Genomic DNA, 18,251 nt, shown 5'->3' on the forward strand with positions numbered 1-18,251 from the left:
CCCTTACGGACGTCGGCGGGTGCTGTCGTCGCCTTCGGACAGGTTCCGTCGCAGCCGCACCTCGGGCTCGCCGTACGCCTCCTCGACCCGGGTGCCACCGTCGGGCGTCCAGCCCTGCGCCGCGTAGAAGGCGCGAGCAGCATGGTTTGCCGCGAACACCCACAACGTCGCCGTGGCGTGGTCCGCCGCCCGTAACTCCTCGGCTGCGGCGCGCAGCAGCGTCCGACCCAAACCGAGACCCTGGGCGTCCGGGTGCACGTACAGGCTGAACACGTGCCCGCGGCGCGCGTCGTCCGGGTCCACGCCGAAGCGGGTGACGGCCCGAACTCCCTGCCCGGTCACCTCGGCGACGAGCACGCCGTCCGGCGCGGCCGCGAGCACGCGTCGCCACAGCGCCGCCGCGCTCGCCTCGTCGTAGCGGGCCCGCACCCGCGGCGGCAGCAGGTCGGCGTACGACCGGTGCCAGCAGGCCAGGAAGACGGCACCGGCGGCGTCGGCGTCGGCCGCTACCGCCCGGCGGACCCGCACCGTCACGAGCCGGACGGTGCGAGCTGCGCCGACCGGTCGCTCACCTGCTCGGCGGCGACGTGGCAGGCCACCTGGTGGCCGGAGCTCAACGGCAGCGGCAGCAACGCCGGGTCGAGCCGCCGGCAGTCGTCCTGCGCCAGCGGGCAGCGCGGGTGGAACGGGCAGCCGGACGGCGGGGCAGCCGGGTTGGGCACCTCACCGGAGACGGTGGCCTCGATCGGCTGGGAGAGCTCCGGGTTGGGCGCGGGGACCGCGGCGCACAGGGCCGCGGTGTAGGGGTGCCGGGGGTTGTCCAGCACCGACTTCCAGTCGCCGACCTCGACGACCCGACCGAGATACATCACCGCGACCCGGTCGCTGATGTGCCGCACCATGGCCACGTCGTGGCTGATGAACACGTAGCTGAGGCCGAGGTCGCGGCGCAGGTCGACCAGCAGGTTCATGATCTCGGCCCGGACCGACACGTCGAGCGCCGACACCGGCTCGTCGAGCAGCAGCACCTTCGGCTCCACCGCGAGGGCCCGGGCGATGCCGACCCGTTGCCGCTGCCCGCCGGAGAGCTCGTGCGGGTAGCGCGCGCCGAACGGCGCGCCCAGCCCGACCATCTCCAACAACTCGCCCACCCGCCGCTCGCGCTGCCGGCCGTCGGCGAGCCGGTGCACGGACAGCACCTCGCCGAGCGCCTGGCCGACGCGCAGCCGCGGGTTGAGCGAGGCGTACGGGTCCTGGAACAGCATCTGGATGTGCCGGCGCTGCTGGCGTAGCGCCGGGCCCCGCAGCTCGGTCAGGTCCACCCCGTCCAGCTCCACCCGGCCGGAGGTCGGATCCTCCAGCCGTACCAGCAGCTTGGCCAACGTCGACTTGCCGCAGCCGGACTCGCCGACGATGCCGAGGGTCTCGCCGTCCCCGACGGCCAGCGAGACCCCGGCGAGGGCGTGCACGACACCGTCGCCGCCCCGCACCGGGTAGTCCTTGACCAGGTCGGTCGCCGTCAGCATCAATTCCTGCTTCCTACTAGTTGCTCGTTTTTGAGCGGTTCGGATGGTTCGCTCTCCGCTCGGATGGTGGCCGGGCTGGAGTCCTGGACCGGCAGTCTGGTCCGGTGGCGATCGGTCCTGTCCTGCAGGATCTGCCTCACCGTGTAGTGAGGGGTGTGCAGGGCGATGTCGGGGTCGCCGGCTCGTTGCAGGATGTTGATCGCGGCGTTCACGTCGGCCTGCCACACCACCCCGCATGGGCTGCAGTGAAGCCGGTCCCCGTCGCGTCGGCCGAGCCGGCCGCAGCGGTGACAGGTTTGTGAGGTGTAGGCGGCGTTGACGTGAACGAGCGCAGAACCTCTGCGCTCCGACACGTTTGTTAGGGCCTCGGCGGTGACCCCTTTGGTCCAGGCGGCGAGGCGCCGGTTGACGTTCTTCCCGAGCTTCTTGCGCCCGGCGAAGCGTCTGGCGAGGTCTTCGGCGACCACGGTGGCGGCCTTGTCGACGACCCGGTGCACGGCGGTGAAGATCTCCGTACGCACCCGGGCGCGGTGGCGGGCGGCCTGCCGGTCCCGTTTGACCGTGCCGAGGTTGTTGACCGCGATCCGGTGCGCTTTCGCGTGGTCACCGCGGAGGGCGGCGTTGTTCGCTATCGAGCGCAGCTTCGCCCGACGCCGGTTACGCTCCTTCAACCGGTCCGACTCACTGCTCAACAGTTGGCCGAGGCGGGTGCCGTGGTGGGTACCTTCGGAGTCGGTCAGGACCTCCGTGTAGCCCTTATCCACGCCGACTGCCCGCTGCCCGCAGGGCCGCTGCGACGACCGCATCTCCGACGCGTCGACTTGGTAGTGCACCTCAACCCGGCCGCCGCGCAGGATCAGCCGCAGAGTGCCCGTCGGGGCGATGGTCGACGACAGTGGGATCTTGACCGTCTTGCGGCGTTCGAGGCCCGGGACCGCCAGCCATAATCGGCCGCGCGCGTCGGTGACGCTGTTGTACTGGTCGGCGCGCACGACGATCTGATCGTGCGTGCGGTTGCGGCCACGCTTCCAGTGCTTGCGCATCTGCCGAGCCAGGAACGGATCAATGGCCCACTGGTCAGCCTTCAGCGCGGTGAACATCCGCTTGCGCTCGACCGGATCGTTGGTGCGCCGGGTGATCGCCCGCCGGACCTCGACCTTGGCCGAGGCCAAATTCGCCGCGATGTCGGCCATCGCGTCGCGGACGGTTTCCTTCCACGCGTTCGCCAGCACACCGAACCGCAAGTGCGTGCCGTCAGCCAGCCAGCGGTCCCGCACCTGCCGGTCCCTCAGCCCGGACCCGACCCCGGTGATCGACCCGTAACGCTGCCACACCTCGCTGCGCACCTGACCCAACCGGCGGGCCTGCTCTGCCAGGGCGGCGTACTTGCCCGGGTTCAGGCGGGTGGAGTACGCGATCCGGGTGACCTTCACCGGCCAGCCTCCACCGTCAGGTCCGCCCCTTTGACGTCCCTCTCCAAGCATCGCAGCCCGGGAAAGCACTTCGGAGTCTTCGAAATGCCGCTGCCCACAACAGGAAACGATAGACAGGTATGCGGAGGAACTTGACAACTAGTCTCTCCTCCACTCGTGCGGGGGCACCCAGCACGCGGCCCGGCCCTGCAACCGCGGCTGCAGGGGAGGGCGGGTCGCGCACGCGTCGACGGCCTGCGAGCACCGTGGCCGGAACGGGCATCCCTCGACCGGGTCGGTGGCGGCCGGCGGTCGTCCGGGGATCTGGGCCAGCGGCGGCCGGGCGTCGTCGCTCGGGTCGGGCAGCGCGGCCAGCAGCGCCTTCGTGTACGGGTGCTGCGGAGCGGCGAACACCTGCCGCACGGGCGCGTCCTCGACCACGTGGCCCGCGTACATCACCACGACCCGGTCGACCAGGCGCGCCACCACGCCGAGGTCGTGGGTGACCCAGATGGTGGTCATGCCGAGTTCCCGGCGCAGCTCGTCGATCAGCGCCAGGATCTGCTGCTGGATGGTCACGTCCAACGCGGTGGTGGGCTCGTCGGCGATGAGCAGCCGGGGGCGCATCGCCAGCGCGCAGGCGATCATCACCCGCTGGCGCATCCCGCCGGAGAACTCGTGCGGGTAGGCCCGCGCGGTGCGCTTCGGGTCGGGGATGCCGACCCGGGCCAGCAGGTCGAGCATCCGTTGGCGCGCCTCGGCCTTCGGCACGCCGTGCGCGGTCATCGCCTCGATGACCTGGTCGCCGACGCGCATCAGCGGGTTGAGCGACGTCATCGGGTCCTGATAGATCATCGCCGCGTCGGTGCCACGGATCGCGCGGAGCTCCCGCTCGGAGAGCGCGGTCAGGTCGCGGTCACCGAGCCGCACGGTCCCGCCGGAGACGCGCAGCGGCTCGGCGAGCAGGCCCATCACGGCCAGCATGGTCAGGGACTTGCCGGAGCCGCTCTCCCCGACGACGGCGACGGTCTGCCCGGCCGCCACGGTCAGGTCGACCCCGTGCACGATCTCCCGGTCGGCGCCGCCGGACCGCGCCGACACGCGCAGGTCCGCAAGCTCGAGAAGGGCGTTCATCCGATGGCTCCGCTCAGGCGCAGCCCGGTGGGGGCGGTGGCCAGTGGTTCGGGCAGGCGCAGCGGGCCGGCACCGGGCACGATGGCGCCGAGCACCCGGGCGCCGCTGGCGCCGGTGCACGACGGGACGGTGGCGGGCAGACCGTGCACGGTGTGCCAGCCGATCAACGCGAAGGCGATGGCCTCCTTGGTGTCGGTCGGCGCGCCGAACTCGGCCGTGGTCGTCACCCGCACCCCGGTCAGCCGCTCCCGCAGCATCGCCATCAGGGTCGGATTGGCGCAGCCCCCGCCGGAGGCGACCAGGGTGTCGATCCGGTGCCGGCGTACCTGGTCGGCGACGGTCTGCGCGGTCAGCGCGGTCAGGGTCGCGGCGACGTCCGCGTCCGACAGACCGGGGTGCCCGGTCAGCGCTTCCGCCAGGTAGTCGGCGTGGAACAGTTCCTTGCCGGTGGTCTTCGGCGGGTCGAGCCGGTAGTACGGCTCGGCGAGCAGCTCGGTGAGCAGGGCGTCGTCCACCCGGCCGGCGGCGGCGAGGCGGCCGTCCTCGTCGTACCGCAGCCGGCCGTCACTGGCCCGCACGACGGCGGCGTCGATCAGGGCGTTCGCCGGCCCGGTGTCGTAGGCCACCGGACCGCCGCCACCGATCGGCCGCAGCACGGTCATGTTGGCGATGCCGCCCAGGTTGAGGGCCGCCGGCCGGCTCGGCAGGCCGGACAGCAGCATGACGTCCATCAGCGACACCAGCGGCGCGCCCTGACCCCCGGCGACCACGTCGCGCACCCGTACGTCGGCGACGACCGGGATCCCGGTGCGCTCGGCGATCCAGGCCGGCTGCCCGATCTGCAGGGTGCCCCGCACCTGTCGCCCCTCCACCCAGTGGTAGACGGTCTGCCCGTGCGAGCAGATCAGGTCCACCCCACCGGCCCGCTCGGCCGCGTCGGCGGCCACCTCGGCGAACGCCCGACCGATCAGCGTGTCCAGTTCGCACGCCTCGGCGAAGGTCAGCGCCGACGGGGGCAGGGCCCGCATCAGCCGGACGCGCAGCTCCTCCGGGTACGGCGAGCTACCCGCGTAGTCGACGGTGCCGTGCAGCAGCCCGTCTCGCAGCGTGAAGTCGACAGCCGCCACGTCGATGCCGTCGTGGGACGTACCGGAAATCATGCCCAGGACCTTCACGCGCCCGCCTCCAGCGCTTCCCGCAGCCGACCGCCGCTCGCGGCCAGCCGCTGGCGGGGGTCCGCCGCGTCGGCCGGGCGGTCGAGCATGAGGATCGCCGTCTTGACATCCAGATCGGCACGGTCGAGCGCCGCCTCCGCCTCCGAGCGGGGGACTCCGGTGACCCGCCGGATGATGCGGACCGCCCGGTCGCGCAGCTTGGCGTTGGTCACCCGCAGATCGACCATGAGATTGTCGTACGTCTTGCCCAGCCTGATCATCGAGATCGTCGAGATCATGTTGAGCACCAACTTCTGCGCCGTGCCCGCCTTCAGCCGGGTCGAGCCGGCCAGCACCTCGGGGCCGACGAGCACCTCGATCGCCCGATCGGCGGCGGCGCTCAGCGGCGTGCCGGCGTTGCACGACAGCCCGATCGTCAGCGCGCCCCGCTCCCTGGCGGCCCGCACCGCCGCCAGGACATACGGGGTACGGCCGCTCGCCGAGATACCGACGACCGCGTCGGCGGCCGTGATCGCGCACTCGGCGATCACCGCCGCACCGGCCGCCTCGTCGTCCTCGACGCCCTCCTTGGCCGCGAGCAACGCCTCGCTGCCGCCTGCGATGACCGCGCGCACCAGGTCCGGTGGGGTGCTGAACGTCGGCGGGCACTCCGACGCGTCGAGCACCCCCATCCGGCCGGCGGTGCCCGCCCCGACGTAGACCAGCCGGCCGCCGGCCGCCAGCCGGTCGGCGATCCCCTCGATGGCGGGCACGATCTGCGGCAGCGCGGCACGCACGGCGCCGGGCACGGTCGCGTCGGCGTCGTTCATGACCGCCGCCAACTGGGCGACCGAGGCGGTGTCGAGGCCGGCGTACCGGTCGTCGACCTGCTCGGTCAACAGGTCACCAAGGCGATCCGTCATGCGTTGCGTCCATTTCTCGGGTCGAGGGCGTCGCGCAGCCCGTCGCCGAGCAGATTCAGCCCGACCACGAAGATGACGATGACGGCACCTGGGGCCGCCAGGTTCCACCAGGCCGTACCGGCCAGGATCTTGGCGTCGAAGACCATCGACCCCAGCGATGGCGCGGGTGGCGGGCTGCCCAGGCCGAGGAAGCTCAACGCGGCCTCGGTGAGCACCGCCCAGGACAGCGACAGCGTCACCTGCACGATGACGATGGCGGCGAGGTTCGGCAGCAGGTGACGCAGCAGGATCCGCCAGGTCGGGATGCCGAGCACCCGGGCCGCCTTGATGAAGTCGGTCTCGCGCAGCGACAGCACCGGCCCGCGGCTGACCCGGACGAAGATCGGCACGTAGACGATGGCGATCGCGATCGCGATGGTCAGCCAGTTGCGCGTGAACGTGGCCGCGAGCGTCAGCGCGAGCAGCAGCGGCGGAAAGGCGAAGAGCACGTTCGTCACGGCCAGCACGGGCCCGCGTACCTTGCCACCGTAGAAACCCGCGCAGATGCCGGCGGTGGTGCCGACGAGGGCGGAGAGGAAGACCGCGACGACGGCGACGCGCAGTGAGTTGCCCACGCCGGCCAGCGACCGGGAGAAGACGTCGCGGCCGAACTGGTCGGTGCCGAACCAGTACTGCGCCGACGGCGGCTGCAGGCGGGCCTGCGGGTGCTGGGCAATGGGGTCGTACGGGGTAATCCCGAGCAGGGCGGTGACCGCGGCGGCGACGACGAGCGCCACCAGCACCGCGCCGACCAGACCGGCGGGGCTGCGCAGCAGCCGCCGCCACGCCGCCGCGCGGGTCGGCGGTGCAGCGACCGGCACCTGCTGCCCGGCAACTGCGGCCGTCACGCCGGCGCTCCGCCGCGCAGGCCACGAGTTCCGTACCAGCTGCGCCGGCTCATGCGGCACGCACCCGCGGGTCGATGACCCGGTACAGCAGGTCGGTGAGGAGGTTGACCACGACGAACGTGGTCGCGATCACCAGCACGGTGCTCTGCACCACGGCGTACTCCTTCTGTTGGATTCCCCCGAGGACCTGCCGCCCGAGGCCCGGCACGGAGAAGATCTGCTCGACCACGACGGCGCCGCCGAGCAGGTAGCCGAACTGGATGCCGGTCATGGTGACGATCGGGTTCAGCGCGTTGTGCAGCACATGGCGCACCCGCAGCCGCCACGGTGCGACGCCCTTGCCCCGGGCGGTGCGGACGAAGTCCTGGGTCTGCACCTCCAGCAGCGCCGACCGCGCGGTACGCATGATCGGGGCCGCGAGGCCGAAGCCGAGCACCACCGCCGGGAAGAGCATCTGCTGCAGGTTCAGCAGCGGGTCCTGGGTGAGGTGCGCGAAACCCTGGGCGTTGGGGTTGTAGTGCGCGTACTTGGAGATCACGGTGAGCAGCGCGGCGCCGAGGAGGAAGTTCGGCACGGACAGGGCGGCCAGGCCGACGAGCTGGCCGAACCCGTCGCGGATGCCGTTGGCGCGCGACGCGGAGAGCATGGCCAGCGGCACCCCGATCAGCAGACCGATGATGGTGGCCAGGACCGCCAGCTCCATGGTGACCGGCAGGGCGCTCGCGGTCATCTCCAGGACCGAGGCGCCGGCTCGGCGGGAGAAGCCGAGGTTGCCGGTGAGCACGTTGCCCAGCCAGGAGAAGAATTGCAGGACCAGCGGCTGGTCGAGGCCGTAGTACGCGCGCAGGGATTCCTGCTGCTCGGCGCTGAGCCCGGCGGCCTCGGTGCCGAGGGTGGCGGTGATCTCGTCGCCGGGAATCGCCCGCAGGGTGGTGAAGACCAGCACCGCGACCCCGAAGAGGGTGAGCACCGTCTCCACGAGCCTGCGGAGCAGCGGGTGACGTGCGATGGACCGCACCGGCACCTCCTTGAGTGAGGGTCCTGCCGGGCGGTGCACGCACCGCCCGGCAGGTCGTGCGGTCACTGCAGCGAGATCTCGCGCAGGTTCTGCAGGGAGCCGTTCGCCAGCGGGGTGAAGCCGGAGACACCCTGGGTGGTCGCGGTGTAGCTGTAGCTGGAGAACAGCCACACCCATGCCGCGTTGTCCTCCAGGTGCCGGGCAACCTGGGTGTAGATCTCCTTGCGCTTGGCGGCGTCGGTGGTCGCCTTCCCCTCGGCGAAGAGCTTGTCGAGCTCCGGCGAGGAGTAGCCGGCGACCTTGTTCAGGTTGCCGGTGCTGGTGAAGTAGCGCCCGTACATGCCGTCGGGGTCCGGCCGGCCGCCGTTGAGCGCCACGGCCGCGCTGAAGTCGGCGGCGACCCACTTGTCCACGAACGCGCCGGACTCCAGCGTCTGCAGGGTGAGGTTGATGCCGGCCTCCTTGAGCTGGGCCTGCAGGTTCTGCGCCTCGTTGACGGAGGTGGCGTACTCGCCCTGGGAGACGATCGCGGGGATGGTGACGCCGTTGGCGAGGCCGGCGCCGGCCAGCAACTGCTTGGCCTTGGCCACGTCCCGGCTGGGGCAGGGGCGCGCGTCGGGGTCGGACTTGTAGGCCGGGGAGGTGATCGGCCCGGTCACTTCGCCCTCACCGAGAGCGGCCGTGTCCAGCACCTGCTTGCGGTCGATCGCACAGGAGATGGCGAGCCGTACGTCCCGCTTGTCCAGCGGCGCCTTGCGGGCGTTGAGCTGCAGCACGTGGTACGACAGGCTCGGCGTCTTGGTCACCTTGAGCCCGCTGCCCTCGGCCGACTTGGCCACCAGCGGATCGTCGAGCGTGGCGAACTGGACGTTGCCGGACTGCAGGGCCGCGACGACGGACGTCTGGTCCGGGATGATGCGGAACTCGAGGCCGGCCAGCTTCGGCTTGCCACCCCAGTAGTCGCCGTTGGCGGTCAGCTTCACCGACTGGCCGGCCGTGCGGCTGTCGAACTTGAACGCGCCGGTGCCGTTGGGCTTCTTGCCGACCGCCTCCGGGGTGTCGTCCTTGGACAGCATCGCCAGGTTGGTGGTGGCGAGGCCGGCGAGCAGTCCGGCGTCCGGCGCCGTCAGGTGCAGCACGGCGGTCTGCGGGTCGGGTGCCTCGACCGACTGGATCGACTTGACGGTGGCCGCGGCCACCGCCGCGGTCTCCGGCTTCTGGATCCGCTCGATGGAGGACTTGACGTCGGCGGAGCTGAACTCCTTGCCGTCGTGGAACTTCACGCCCTTACGCAGGGTCAGGGTCAGCGTCTTGTTGCCGTCGGAGTACTGCCACTTCTCGGCCAGACCGGGCTCGACGTTGAGGTCGCCGTCGAGTTCGGTGAGCGTGCTGTACATCTGCTCGAGCAGACGCACCGCCTGGAACTGGGTGGCCTTCCATGGTTCGAGCGTGTTGGGGTCGGCGGTGTAGCCGATGACCAGGGTGCCGCCGCCGGCCGAGCCTTCCTTGCCGGGTGTGCCGCTGGAGCAGCCCGTCGCGACGAGGGCGGCGGCCGCGACGGCCACCAGACACCTGGTCGCTGGTGAGCTCAGCGCGCTGGGGAGCTTCACGTTCCTTCCCTCCGTATGCCACGGCCGGATCGCCGCGAGTGTCATGGGCGCTGCGTTCTCCGCCGCCGTTGGCAGCCGTACGCCCGGCGACCGAGTATCGAGGCGTTACGGAGCGCTGTCAATAGTTTCCGGAGTGCGGGCGCGAGGTGAAAAAAGTTGCCGCCTGCGCTATCGTGCTCTCCGTGTCCAGACTGAGAGCAATGCTGGTCAGCGGCTTGGAAGGCGGACACCGCCCGCACTACAGCGCTGCCGTCGCACTGATTCAGCGGAACGGTCACCCCGCCGACCTGGTTACCGTCGGTAACCTGGCCCGGTACGCCGACGCGGACGGCACTCCGATCGCACCGGAGAAGCTCCAGCCCGCCGTGGAGTCGACGATTTTCGACCTCGCCTCGGTGACGAAGCTGTTCACCACGACCGTTCTGCTCACCCTCGTGGAGGAGGGCAGGCTGGGCCTCGACGACCCGATCGCCGGGTGGCTGCCGACCTTCGGCGACGGCGAGCGGCGGCGCATCACCCTGCGCCACCTGCTCACCCACACCTCCGGGCTGCCGGCGTTGCTGCAACTCTGGACCGACTGGCCGGACCGGGCGTCCCGGGTGCAGGCGGTGCTGGACGCTCCACTGGTCAACCGACCCGGCGTAACCTTCGAGTATTCCTGCGTGGGGTTCATGGTCGCCGGACTGCTGGCCGAGCGGACCACCGGCCAGCGGCTGCCCGACCTGGTCCACGAGCGGGTCTGCCGGCCCCTCGGCCTGACCGACACCGGCTTCCTGCCCGAACTTGCGGGTGCGGCCCGGGCAGCGGCCACCGAGTACCAGCCCCACATCGGCCGGGGCATGCTGCGCGGCGGCGTCCACGACGAGAACTCGTGGTCCCTCGGCGGGACGGCGGGCAACGCGGGGTTGTTCGGCACAGCCGCCGACGTCGCCCGCTTCGGCGAGATGCTGCGGCAGGGCGGCGCCGTCGACGGGGTCCGCGTCCTACGCCCGGACACCGTGGCGGAGATGACCCGCGATCAGCTGCCGCCGGCCATCGACCCGGGCTTCCGCCACGGCCTCGGCGTACGCATCGGAGACCCGCACTGGATGGGCCCGCTGGCGGCGGCCGGGGCCTACGGCCACACCGGTTTCACCGGCACGTCCGTCCTGGTCGACCCCAGCCGGGACCTCGTGGTGGTCCTGCTCACCAACCGCGTGCACCCCAGCCGCGAGTGGTCCGACATCGCGGCGATCCGGCGGGCCGTGGCGGAGTTCGCTGCGGGCAGCTGACCGACGCGTGGCGAACGCTGTCAGGCATGACGGCGCCTACGCCAGTCCGAGCGTCCCGTCGATATCCAGGGTGGTGCGGGGTTGCCACCATTCCGGTATGGAGCGCGTGACTCGGGGGATCACGATCCGTGCCGCACTGGCCGTCGGCATGCTCGCCGGCTTCTACCTGGTCGTGGTGGGGCTCCCTGTCGGTCTCGCCGGGCTGGGTGTCTGGCTGTGGCTCGCCTTTCCCGGCCAAGCGGCCCGGGACCTCAGCTACCTTGTCGCCCCCATCGGGGTGGCACTGGTCGTGCCGGCATGGAAGGTGCTCCGGGCGCGGCCCCAGCCGCCGCCGGAGGGTCTGCCGGTGTCCGAGCAGCAGGCGCCCGAGTTGTGGTCACAGGTCCGCGAGCTCGCGGACATGGTGGGCACCCGGCCGCCCGACGAGATCCGGCTCGTCTTCGAGGCGGACGCCCGAGTACGGGAGGACGCCCGCCTGTTGGGGCTGCGGCCCGGCCGGCGCTATCTCTGCCTTGGCGTGCCGCTGCTGCAGACATTCACGGTGACGCAGGTCCGGGCGGTGCTGGCGCACGAACTGGCCCACTACTCGCTACAGCACACCCGGTGGGGTGCGGTGACGTACCGGGGCGTGTACGTCATCGTGCAAACCATCCTGGGGGCAGGCCCGACGAGCTTCGCCGGTCTGGTCTACGGCGGCTACGCCTACCTGTTCGTTCCCGTTGCGCTGGCGGTCGTGCGGCGCATGGAGCTGGAGGCCGACCGTGCCGCGGTGCGGGCCGCAGGGCGACAGGCAGCGATGCTCGCGCTCCAGGATCTGATTCGCCTCGACAAGGCCTGGGACGGCTTTCTTGGCGGCTATGTCAGATGGACCCGCACCCGGGGGTACACCCCGGTTGTGATTCTGGCCCGGTTCGGCCGGCTTGTCGAACGTGGTGCGGCCGAGCTGGAACAGGCAGGGAAGCTCCGACCGCGCCCAGCCCCACCATTCAGAACGCACCCCCCGATCGCCGAGCGCGTGGCGATGATGGCACGCGAGGCGGATCCCTCCGTCGTGCCCGACCCGCGACGGGGCGCGGTGCTCGTGGCCGGCCTCGACACGATGGCCGCGCTCCAGACCACCAGGTTCGACGAGCACATGCAACGGGTCGCCCAGGAAGAGGCCGAACGCGACGCCGACCGACTGTACAAGGCGGCGGCCACCGTCGCCGGCGATGGCCGATCTGGACTCTGGCGGGTGCTCGACCTCCTCGCCGAGGGGCGACGCAGCGAGTTGCGCCAAGCGTTGGCGCCTCCGGTCCACCGTCTCGAGGAGCCACGCTCGGCCGAGGAACCCCGTGGCACGGACGGGCACGGCGCGGCGGACGGCGACGACGAGATCCTCGACCTCGTACTCGCCGCGGCGGCCGCAACGGTTGTCGCCTGCGGTGGGGCACGCTGGCAGCACTCGTGGTCGGAACCCATGATGCTGGTGTCCGACGACGACGAGCCGATCTCGCTGCGGCCGCTGGTCACCGGGGCGTGTCACGACGCCACCGGCGTAGCGCGGCTCCGGACCTTCCTGCTCGGCCTGGGCGTCGACGAGGCAAGCGTGATCAACTGGGCAGTGCCCGGGAGAACCCCGCTGGACATCGGCCCGGTGACCCCCACCTCTTCCGGCACCCAACCCTCAACGGAGAACGAGCTGCTGCTGCCGGACGAGCTGTTCCTCCTCGCGCACGAGCCGAAGGGCCTCCGTCGAGTGCCCCTTGACGCCTTCGAGGCGGGGCTGGCCGCCGCCGCACTCGCCGAACTGCGGCTACGGGCCCGCGTGTCACTGACCGACACCGACGAGGCAATTGTCGCCGTCCATGACGTCACGTCCACCGGGGACCGGTTCCTCGACAGTGTGCTCGCTCGCGTCGCGGCCGGTTGGCCGCGCCCCGCGTACCAGTGGCTGCAGCTGCTCGGAGCAGACGTCGCCGATGCGGCGGCTCGCCGGCTGGAGCTGATGGGCCTCTATCAGCCCGGCACTTCCGGCAACACCGACCCGAATCACACGCCGTTCGACGCAGCTCGGACCCAGCAGGTACGCAGGCGCATCATGCAGGCGCTAACGGTCGGAGACCTCGACAGCCGCGACATGGTGCTCGGCGCGCTGCTGTGGGGCACCGAACTGGCCGGGCCGGTACTCGGCTCAACCTCGGTGTCGGCGCGGCACTGGCTCGGCCGCCTCGCCGCGCGGGACCGGCTCGCGATGGCGATACGCATCGTGATCGGCCTCAACATAAGGCTGGAGTGATGCCCAGCTACCCGCAGGTTCGGCTCGGCCCCCATCGGGGGCCTCCGCTGTGGCGGGAATCAGCGCTACAACCATCGACGTCGATAGGGCGGTCGCCGCTGACCTGAGCGGGCTTCTCCGCACCCAGGCTCCTGGCCCGGCGTTCGGCGATAGGGTCTGGTCCTGTGCGGACGAAGCAGGAGTTGGGCGCGGCCATCCGGCGGGAGCGGCGGGCGGCGCTCGTCGTCAACGCCCACTCCCGCCGGGGCCGCCGGCTCTACGAGGGGGCCCGCTCACGGCTGATCGCGGCCGGCTTCACCCTGCTCGGCACGTACCCGGTCGACCAGCCCGGCGAGCTCGAGCAGAGCCTCGCCGCGGCCGCCGACCTCGGGCCGGACCTCCTGGTCGCCGGCGGTGGCGACGGCACCATCGGGACGGCCGCGCGCCTGCTCGCCCACCGCGACATCGCGCTCGGCCTGCTGCCGCTCGGCACGACCAACAACTTCGCCCGTACGGTCGGCATCCCGCTCGACCTCGACGCGGCTGTCGCGGTCCTCACGGACGGCAAGGTGATCGACGTCGACCTGGGGCTCGTGGGCGACATGCGGTTCACCAACCACGTCGGCGTCGGCCTCTCCGCCGACGTGATGCTCAGGACGCCGCCGCGGCTCAAGCGGGTCACCGGCCGGCTCGCGTACCCGGTCACCGCCCTGGCGCTGCTGGCCCGGCACCGGCCGCTGCGCGCCACCGTGCGCGCGGAGGCGCGGGAGCACGAGTTCGTCACCCACCAGCTGTACGTGGCGAACGGCGGCTTCCACGCCGGCCGGCCGATCACGGCGGACGCGGACGCCGACGACCGGCTGCTGGTCGCGTACCCGGTGGGCGGCCCGACCCGCCGCGGGCTGCTGCGCGACACGGCCCGCAACGCGGCGACCGGGCACCGCCGCACGCTCGGCGACGAGCCGTTCCTCGCCATGCGCCAACTCTGGCTGGAGACCGACCGCCCGGCGCCCGTCGAGGTCGACGGCGAGCTGTACGGCGAGACCCCGATCCGGATCGGCCTGGACCCCAACGCGCTGCGCGTGATGGCCCCCGCCGACAGCCCGGACCGCTAGGCGCCGTCCGCCGTGACCGGCGCTGAGCTGATCAGGGGCTTGCAGGAGCGAGCGGCCCGGGCTCTTCCCGCGGAACGCGTCGAGGATGCGGAGGGGTGGTGGCTGCGCCACGCCCCCCGGTGCGCCTGGTGGGTGGGCACGGCGCTGCCGCATCGTGAGGCTGGGCCGGGCGAGTTGGCGCGCCGGGTCGTCGGGGCGGAGACGTTCTATGCCGCTCACGGCACTGTCGCGCGGTTCCAGATCAGTCCGCGAGCGTGTCCGCAGGGGCTCGACACGCTGTTGGCAGAGCGTGGCTACCGCCGGGAGAGCCCGGTGTCGTTGCGGGTGGCCTCGACCGCGCAGGTCCTGGGCCGACTGCCGGCGGGTGCGCTGCGCATTGACGTGGAAGAACGCCCGACACCCGCCTGGTTCGACGTCTGGCACGCCGTGCACGGTCACGGCGGCGACCGTCGTTCCGGATGGGACATGCTCGAACGTGTGGAGCGGCCGTCTGGCTACGTCCGGGCGATGATCCGGGACGATGTCGTGGCGGTTGGTCGCGTGGTCGCCGACACTGGCTGGGCGGGGGTGTTCGGCATGGCAACGCTTCCCGAGGCGCGCGGGAAAGGCGCCGCCCGCGGCGTGCTGGCCGCCCTGGCCCACTGGGTCGGCGCCCATCAAGCCGACCACATGTATCTCCAGGTGGAGCGCGGCAACAGCCCGGCTCTCCGGCTGTACGAGCAGGCGGGCTTCACCGAAATATGCGGTTACCACTACCGCACCGCGAGGTGACCCTTCGGCTCGCAGTACCCGGTCGCCGGTGCCCACCCGGGAAGCCCACAGCTCCCGGCCCCGCGGCGAGTGCCCGACCCAGTCCAGGTTTTCTACGAGAAGTGCGTCGTCGGACGGGCCAGTCGCTCGCCGTCGACGATCAGATCGACCTTCTCGTTGTAGAAGGCGATCAGGCCGGCGATCGGCAGGAGCGCGGCGGTGGGGAACTCGTACGACCAGGCAAGGTCGGGATGGACCGTGCCGTCGACCCGGACGGACCAGTAGCCACTGGTCCGGCCCTTGTACGGGCAGGAGGTCGTCGTCGCCGACGGTACGAGGTGCCTGAAGTTCACGTCGGTGCGGTTGAGGTAGTAGCGGGTCGGCAGACCGGTCTCGAAGGCCAGCACCGGCGACGTCGACTCGGCCAGGACGATCCCGTCGAGTTCCACCCGTACGCTCCGGGTGGACCGCAGCGCATCGACGCGAGCGTACGGGTTCCGGGGGTGCACGAAGACCTCCTCGTCCTCCTCGAACCAGCCGTCCATGGCCGCCCAGTCGAACCGGATCGTGTCCGCCAACCCGGCCAGCGCGTCAGCTCCGTACAGCCGCCCGCACGAACGACGGATCGTTTCGCCCACCCGCAACCCGTGCAGCCGCTCGGTCCCGCGCCGGGACGCCTCGGTGCGCTGCTCATCGATCAGCAGGCCGCGATTCACGTCGGCGATCGGGATGTAGTACTGCGGGTAGAACGACCATTCCCACACGTACCGCCCCCGCGTGGTGTCCAGCACCTGCTCGCCGGCGAGGAAGGCGCGGATCCGGCGGGGCACCGGCTCAATGCGGTCGACCGGGGCGATGGCCTTCGGATAGTCCGGCACCTTGTCCTCCTGTCGTAATGGCGGCCCGGCTCGGGCCGGGTACCGGTTTCAACGATCAGAGCTGCGCAGAGCACACGTGTGAGCTGAGGCACCTTCGGCCCGTCCGGGAATGAGATCAGCCGCCAGAGATTTGGTGGCAGGTGTGATCGCTGAAAAGTTCCCTGCCCGGATCAGGACGGGTGAGGCCTCATGACCGCCACCGCCGAGATGACTGAGCGGGCCACGCGCCCCCAGTTGTCTGGTGAGCTGATGACCTCCCGACAACGGCTGCGACTCGTCCTCGTGCTCGGCTCGCTGATCGCGATCGGGCCGCTGACCATCGACATGTACCTGCCCGCGCTTCCCGCCATCGCCGCCGATCTCCACACGACGTCGGCGGCCGTTCAGCTGACCCTTACCGGCACGCTGGCGGGCCTCGCCCTCGGCCAGTTGCTGATCGGCCCACTGTCCGACGCGGTGGGGCGGCGGGTGCCACTGCTGGTCGGTACCGGGCTGCACATCCTGGCGTCGGTGCTGTGCGTGATCGCGCCGAACATCGGGATGGTCGGCACGCTCCGGGTGCTGCAGGGGCTGGGCGCCGCGGCCACCTCGGTGGTTGCGGTGGCGGTCGTGCGCGACCTGTTCACCGGCGCCGCCTTCGCCAAGCTGTTCTCGCGCCTGATGTTGGTGATGGGGGTGGCGCCGATCCTGGCGCCCACCCTGGGCAGCGGGCTCCTTCGCTGGTCGGACTGGCGGGGCGTCTTCATGGCTCTCGCGGCATTCGGCGTGCTGCTGGTCACGGTCGCGGCGTTCGGGCTACCTGAGACTCTGCCGCCCGCCCGGCGCCGCCGCGGCGGCGTGGCCGCCACCGTACGGGACTACGGCTCGTTGCTGCGCGACCGCACGTTCGTCGGTCTCGTGCTGGTCGCCGGGCTGGCCATGGCTGCGCTGTTCGCGTACGTGGCGGGGTCGTCGTTCGTCTTCCAGGAGCAGTACGGGCTCGACGAGCAGCAGTTCGGGCTGGCCTTCGGCGCGGGCGCGGTCGGTCTGATCACGGCAACCCAACTGAACGTGCGGCTGCTGCGCCGGTATTCTCCGCAGCGGATCCTGATCACCGCGCTCGGCGTGGGTACCGCAGCCGGGCTCGTGCTGCTGGTCTTCGCCGCCACCGGCTTCGGCGGCCTCGCGAGCATCCTGGCGACGCTGTGGGTGGTGCTCGCCGCGGGAGGGCTCGCCCTGCCGAACGCACCCGCGCTGGCGCTGTCCCGGCACGGGGAGGCGGCGGGCACCGCCGCGGCACTGCTCGGCGCGGTGCAGTTTGGTGTCGGGGCGTTGGCCGCGCCGATGGTGGGCATCCTCGGCACCGGAAGCGTGGCGATGGCCGGGGTTGTCGCCGGCGGCATGGTGGCGGCGATGACCGTCCTGCTCGCGGTCGTACGGCCCGCGCGGCTCGGTGAGGTCGAGCCGGGTGCGGTGGCCGTGGCCGCGGGCTGACAGCGCCACCACGACAGAGGCTCCCGGAGGAGACCGGGAGCCTCTGTCGTGCCGGGAGTCAGCGGTAGATGTGCACCGGCACACCGATGCCGATGATCGACCACAGTCGGTTCATGGCCGGTACGGTGACCCGGACGCAGCCGTGGCTGGCCGGGTAGGTCGGGACGGACGTCGCGCCGTGCACCGCGTAGCCGTAGTAGAAGTAGTTCGGCCGCCACAGCAGGCCGAGCGAGCTCTGCCGCCAGCCGTCGATCCGGCGCTGGATCTTGAAGTTGCCCGTGGGGGTCGGGGTGCTGGCCTTGCCGCTGGAGGCGTCCAGGATCCGCACCACGGACCCCTGACGCGCCAGGTACAGGACCTGCTTGGTCAGGTTCGCCTCGAGGGAGTAGCCCGAGTGCGTGTACCTCGGCCTGGGGATCACCGGTCGGGCGAGGGCTCCCCAGGTCTGCGGCCCCACGATCCCGTCCCGGGTCAGGTTGTTCACCTTCTGGAAGGCGACGACCCCGTGGTACGTCGAGGGTCCGAAGATCCCGTCGATGGGGCCCACGTCGTAGTGCAGCGCGGCGAGCCGACGCTGAAGGTTGGTCACCGCCGTGCCGCGCGAGCCCTGCCGCAGTACCGGCTGAGACGTTGTCGTGACGAAGGTCTGGGCAGCGGCGGGAGCCGTCCTGACCTCTGTGGTGGTGGTGCTGACGCCGGCCGACGCTGAGCTGGCGGGGATCACCAGGCTGCCGGTGGCCACGAGGATTGCCACCCCGAGAGCCCTCCGCGAACGACGGTAGCGCAGGTGAGTGGTGCGTCTGGAGAAGGAAATCATCATCCCTCCTTTCCGAACTGGCGGGG

At 71.4% G+C, this 18,251-nt stretch carries 16 protein-coding genes; 5 read left to right on the top strand and 11 right to left on the bottom strand.

Annotated elements, in window-relative coordinates; all coding sequences use genetic code 11:
- Window positions 1-3 precede the first annotated feature (3 nt).
- From GA0070624_RS20280 to GA0070624_RS20320, 9 genes are all read right to left on the bottom strand, one after another.
- The gene (locus GA0070624_RS20280) at window positions 4-534 is read right to left on the bottom strand and encodes a GNAT family N-acetyltransferase (protein WP_176731792.1); all 531 of its coding nucleotides are present in this window, start codon (window positions 532-534) and stop codon (window positions 4-6) included.
- Window positions 531-1,526: an ABC transporter ATP-binding protein gene (locus GA0070624_RS20285; protein WP_091343383.1), complete on the bottom strand. Its 996-nt coding sequence runs from the start codon at window positions 1,524-1,526 to the stop codon at window positions 531-533. The genes GA0070624_RS20280 and GA0070624_RS20285 overlap by 4 nt, the downstream gene beginning before the upstream one ends.
- A complete protein-coding gene (locus GA0070624_RS20290; protein ID WP_218105222.1) occupies window positions 1,526-3,097 on the bottom strand; it encodes an RNA-guided endonuclease TnpB family protein in 1,572 nt (523 codons plus the stop codon). The genes GA0070624_RS20285 and GA0070624_RS20290 overlap by 1 nt, the downstream gene beginning before the upstream one ends.
- Window positions 3,098-4,072 carry an ABC transporter ATP-binding protein gene (locus GA0070624_RS20295; RefSeq protein ID WP_091343388.1) on the bottom strand — a complete coding sequence of 325 codons (975 nt, stop codon included), beginning with the start codon at window positions 4,070-4,072 and terminating at the stop codon, window positions 3,098-3,100.
- Window positions 4,069-5,232: an anhydro-N-acetylmuramic acid kinase gene (locus tag GA0070624_RS20300; protein WP_218105223.1), complete on the bottom strand. Its 1,164-nt coding sequence runs from the start codon at window positions 5,230-5,232 to the stop codon at window positions 4,069-4,071. Before GA0070624_RS20300 ends, GA0070624_RS20295 begins: the two co-directional genes overlap by 4 nt.
- 11 nt (window positions 5,233-5,243) lie before the next feature.
- On the bottom strand, window positions 5,244-6,149 hold the full coding sequence (murQ, locus tag GA0070624_RS20305) for an N-acetylmuramic acid 6-phosphate etherase (protein ID WP_091343392.1): 906 nt from the start codon (window positions 6,147-6,149) through the stop codon (window positions 5,244-5,246).
- Entirely contained in the window at window positions 6,146-7,036 is an 891-nt protein-coding gene (locus GA0070624_RS20310) for an ABC transporter permease (RefSeq protein ID WP_218105224.1), read from the bottom strand. The genes murQ and GA0070624_RS20310 overlap by 4 nt, the downstream gene beginning before the upstream one ends.
- 49 nt (window positions 7,037-7,085) lie before the next feature.
- Window positions 7,086-8,054 (bottom strand): ABC transporter permease, encoded by a 969-nt coding sequence (locus GA0070624_RS20315; protein ID WP_218105225.1) that lies wholly within the window; start codon window positions 8,052-8,054, stop codon window positions 7,086-7,088.
- A gap of 62 nt (window positions 8,055-8,116) precedes the next feature.
- Window positions 8,117-9,664, bottom strand: a complete 1,548-nt coding sequence (locus GA0070624_RS20320) for an ABC transporter substrate-binding protein (protein WP_218105226.1) — start codon at window positions 9,662-9,664, stop codon at window positions 8,117-8,119.
- A gap of 182 nt (window positions 9,665-9,846) precedes the next feature.
- On the opposite strand from GA0070624_RS20320, the gene GA0070624_RS20325 reads away from it, so the two are divergent.
- From GA0070624_RS20325 to GA0070624_RS20340, 4 genes are all read left to right on the top strand, one after another.
- Window positions 9,847-10,935, top strand: coding sequence for a serine hydrolase domain-containing protein (locus GA0070624_RS20325; protein WP_141715106.1), 1,089 nt, complete (start codon window positions 9,847-9,849; stop codon window positions 10,933-10,935).
- A gap of 97 nt (window positions 10,936-11,032) precedes the next feature.
- Entirely contained in the window at window positions 11,033-13,213 is a 2,181-nt protein-coding gene (locus tag GA0070624_RS20330; protein WP_091343400.1) for a M48 family metallopeptidase, read from the top strand.
- A gap of 164 nt (window positions 13,214-13,377) precedes the next feature.
- Window positions 13,378-14,307, top strand: coding sequence for a diacylglycerol/lipid kinase family protein (locus GA0070624_RS20335; protein WP_091343402.1), 930 nt, complete (start codon window positions 13,378-13,380; stop codon window positions 14,305-14,307).
- A gap of 12 nt (window positions 14,308-14,319) precedes the next feature.
- Window positions 14,320-15,078: a GNAT family N-acetyltransferase gene (locus GA0070624_RS20340; protein WP_091343405.1), complete on the top strand. Its 759-nt coding sequence runs from the start codon at window positions 14,320-14,322 to the stop codon at window positions 15,076-15,078.
- 92 nt (window positions 15,079-15,170) lie between these two features.
- Here GA0070624_RS20340 and GA0070624_RS20345 read toward each other — a convergent pair whose 3' ends face one another.
- The gene (locus tag GA0070624_RS20345) at window positions 15,171-15,935 is read right to left on the bottom strand and encodes a DUF427 domain-containing protein (protein WP_091343407.1); all 765 of its coding nucleotides are present in this window, start codon (window positions 15,933-15,935) and stop codon (window positions 15,171-15,173) included.
- A gap of 207 nt (window positions 15,936-16,142) precedes the next feature.
- On the opposite strand from GA0070624_RS20345, the gene GA0070624_RS20350 reads away from it, so the two are divergent.
- Complete coding sequence (locus GA0070624_RS20350) at window positions 16,143-17,408, top strand: multidrug effflux MFS transporter (protein WP_425413553.1); 1,266 nt, start codon at window positions 16,143-16,145, stop codon at window positions 17,406-17,408.
- 58 nt (window positions 17,409-17,466) lie between these two features.
- On the opposite strand, the gene GA0070624_RS20355 is transcribed toward GA0070624_RS20350, so the two are convergent.
- Window positions 17,467-18,162: a L,D-transpeptidase family protein gene (locus GA0070624_RS20355; protein ID WP_176731793.1), complete on the bottom strand. Its 696-nt coding sequence runs from the start codon at window positions 18,160-18,162 to the stop codon at window positions 17,467-17,469.
- Window positions 18,163-18,251 lie beyond the last annotated feature (89 nt).

Origin of the sequence: Micromonospora rhizosphaerae (genome assembly GCF_900091465.1) — a bacterium.
Classification (GTDB): domain Bacteria; phylum Actinomycetota; class Actinomycetes; order Mycobacteriales; family Micromonosporaceae; genus Micromonospora; species Micromonospora rhizosphaerae.

Coding starts and splice junctions, on each gene's coding strand:
- GA0070624_RS20285 (WP_091343383.1), bottom strand. CDS start 1,526: ATGCTGACGGCGACCGACCTGGTCAAGGACTACCCGGTGCGGGGCGGC.
- GA0070624_RS20295 (WP_091343388.1), bottom strand. CDS start 4,072: ATGAACGCCCTTCTCGAGCTTGCGGACCTGCGCGTGTCGGCGCGGTCC.
- GA0070624_RS20300 (WP_218105223.1), bottom strand. CDS start 5,232: ATGATTTCCGGTACGTCCCACGACGGCATCGACGTGGCGGCTGTCGAC.
- murQ (WP_091343392.1), bottom strand. CDS start 6,149: ATGACGGATCGCCTTGGTGACCTGTTGACCGAGCAGGTCGACGACCGG.
- GA0070624_RS20330 (WP_091343400.1), top strand. CDS start 11,033: ATGGAGCGCGTGACTCGGGGGATCACGATCCGTGCCGCACTGGCCGTC.
- GA0070624_RS20350 (WP_425413553.1), top strand. CDS start 16,143: ATGACTGAGCGGGCCACGCGCCCCCAGTTGTCTGGTGAGCTGATGACC.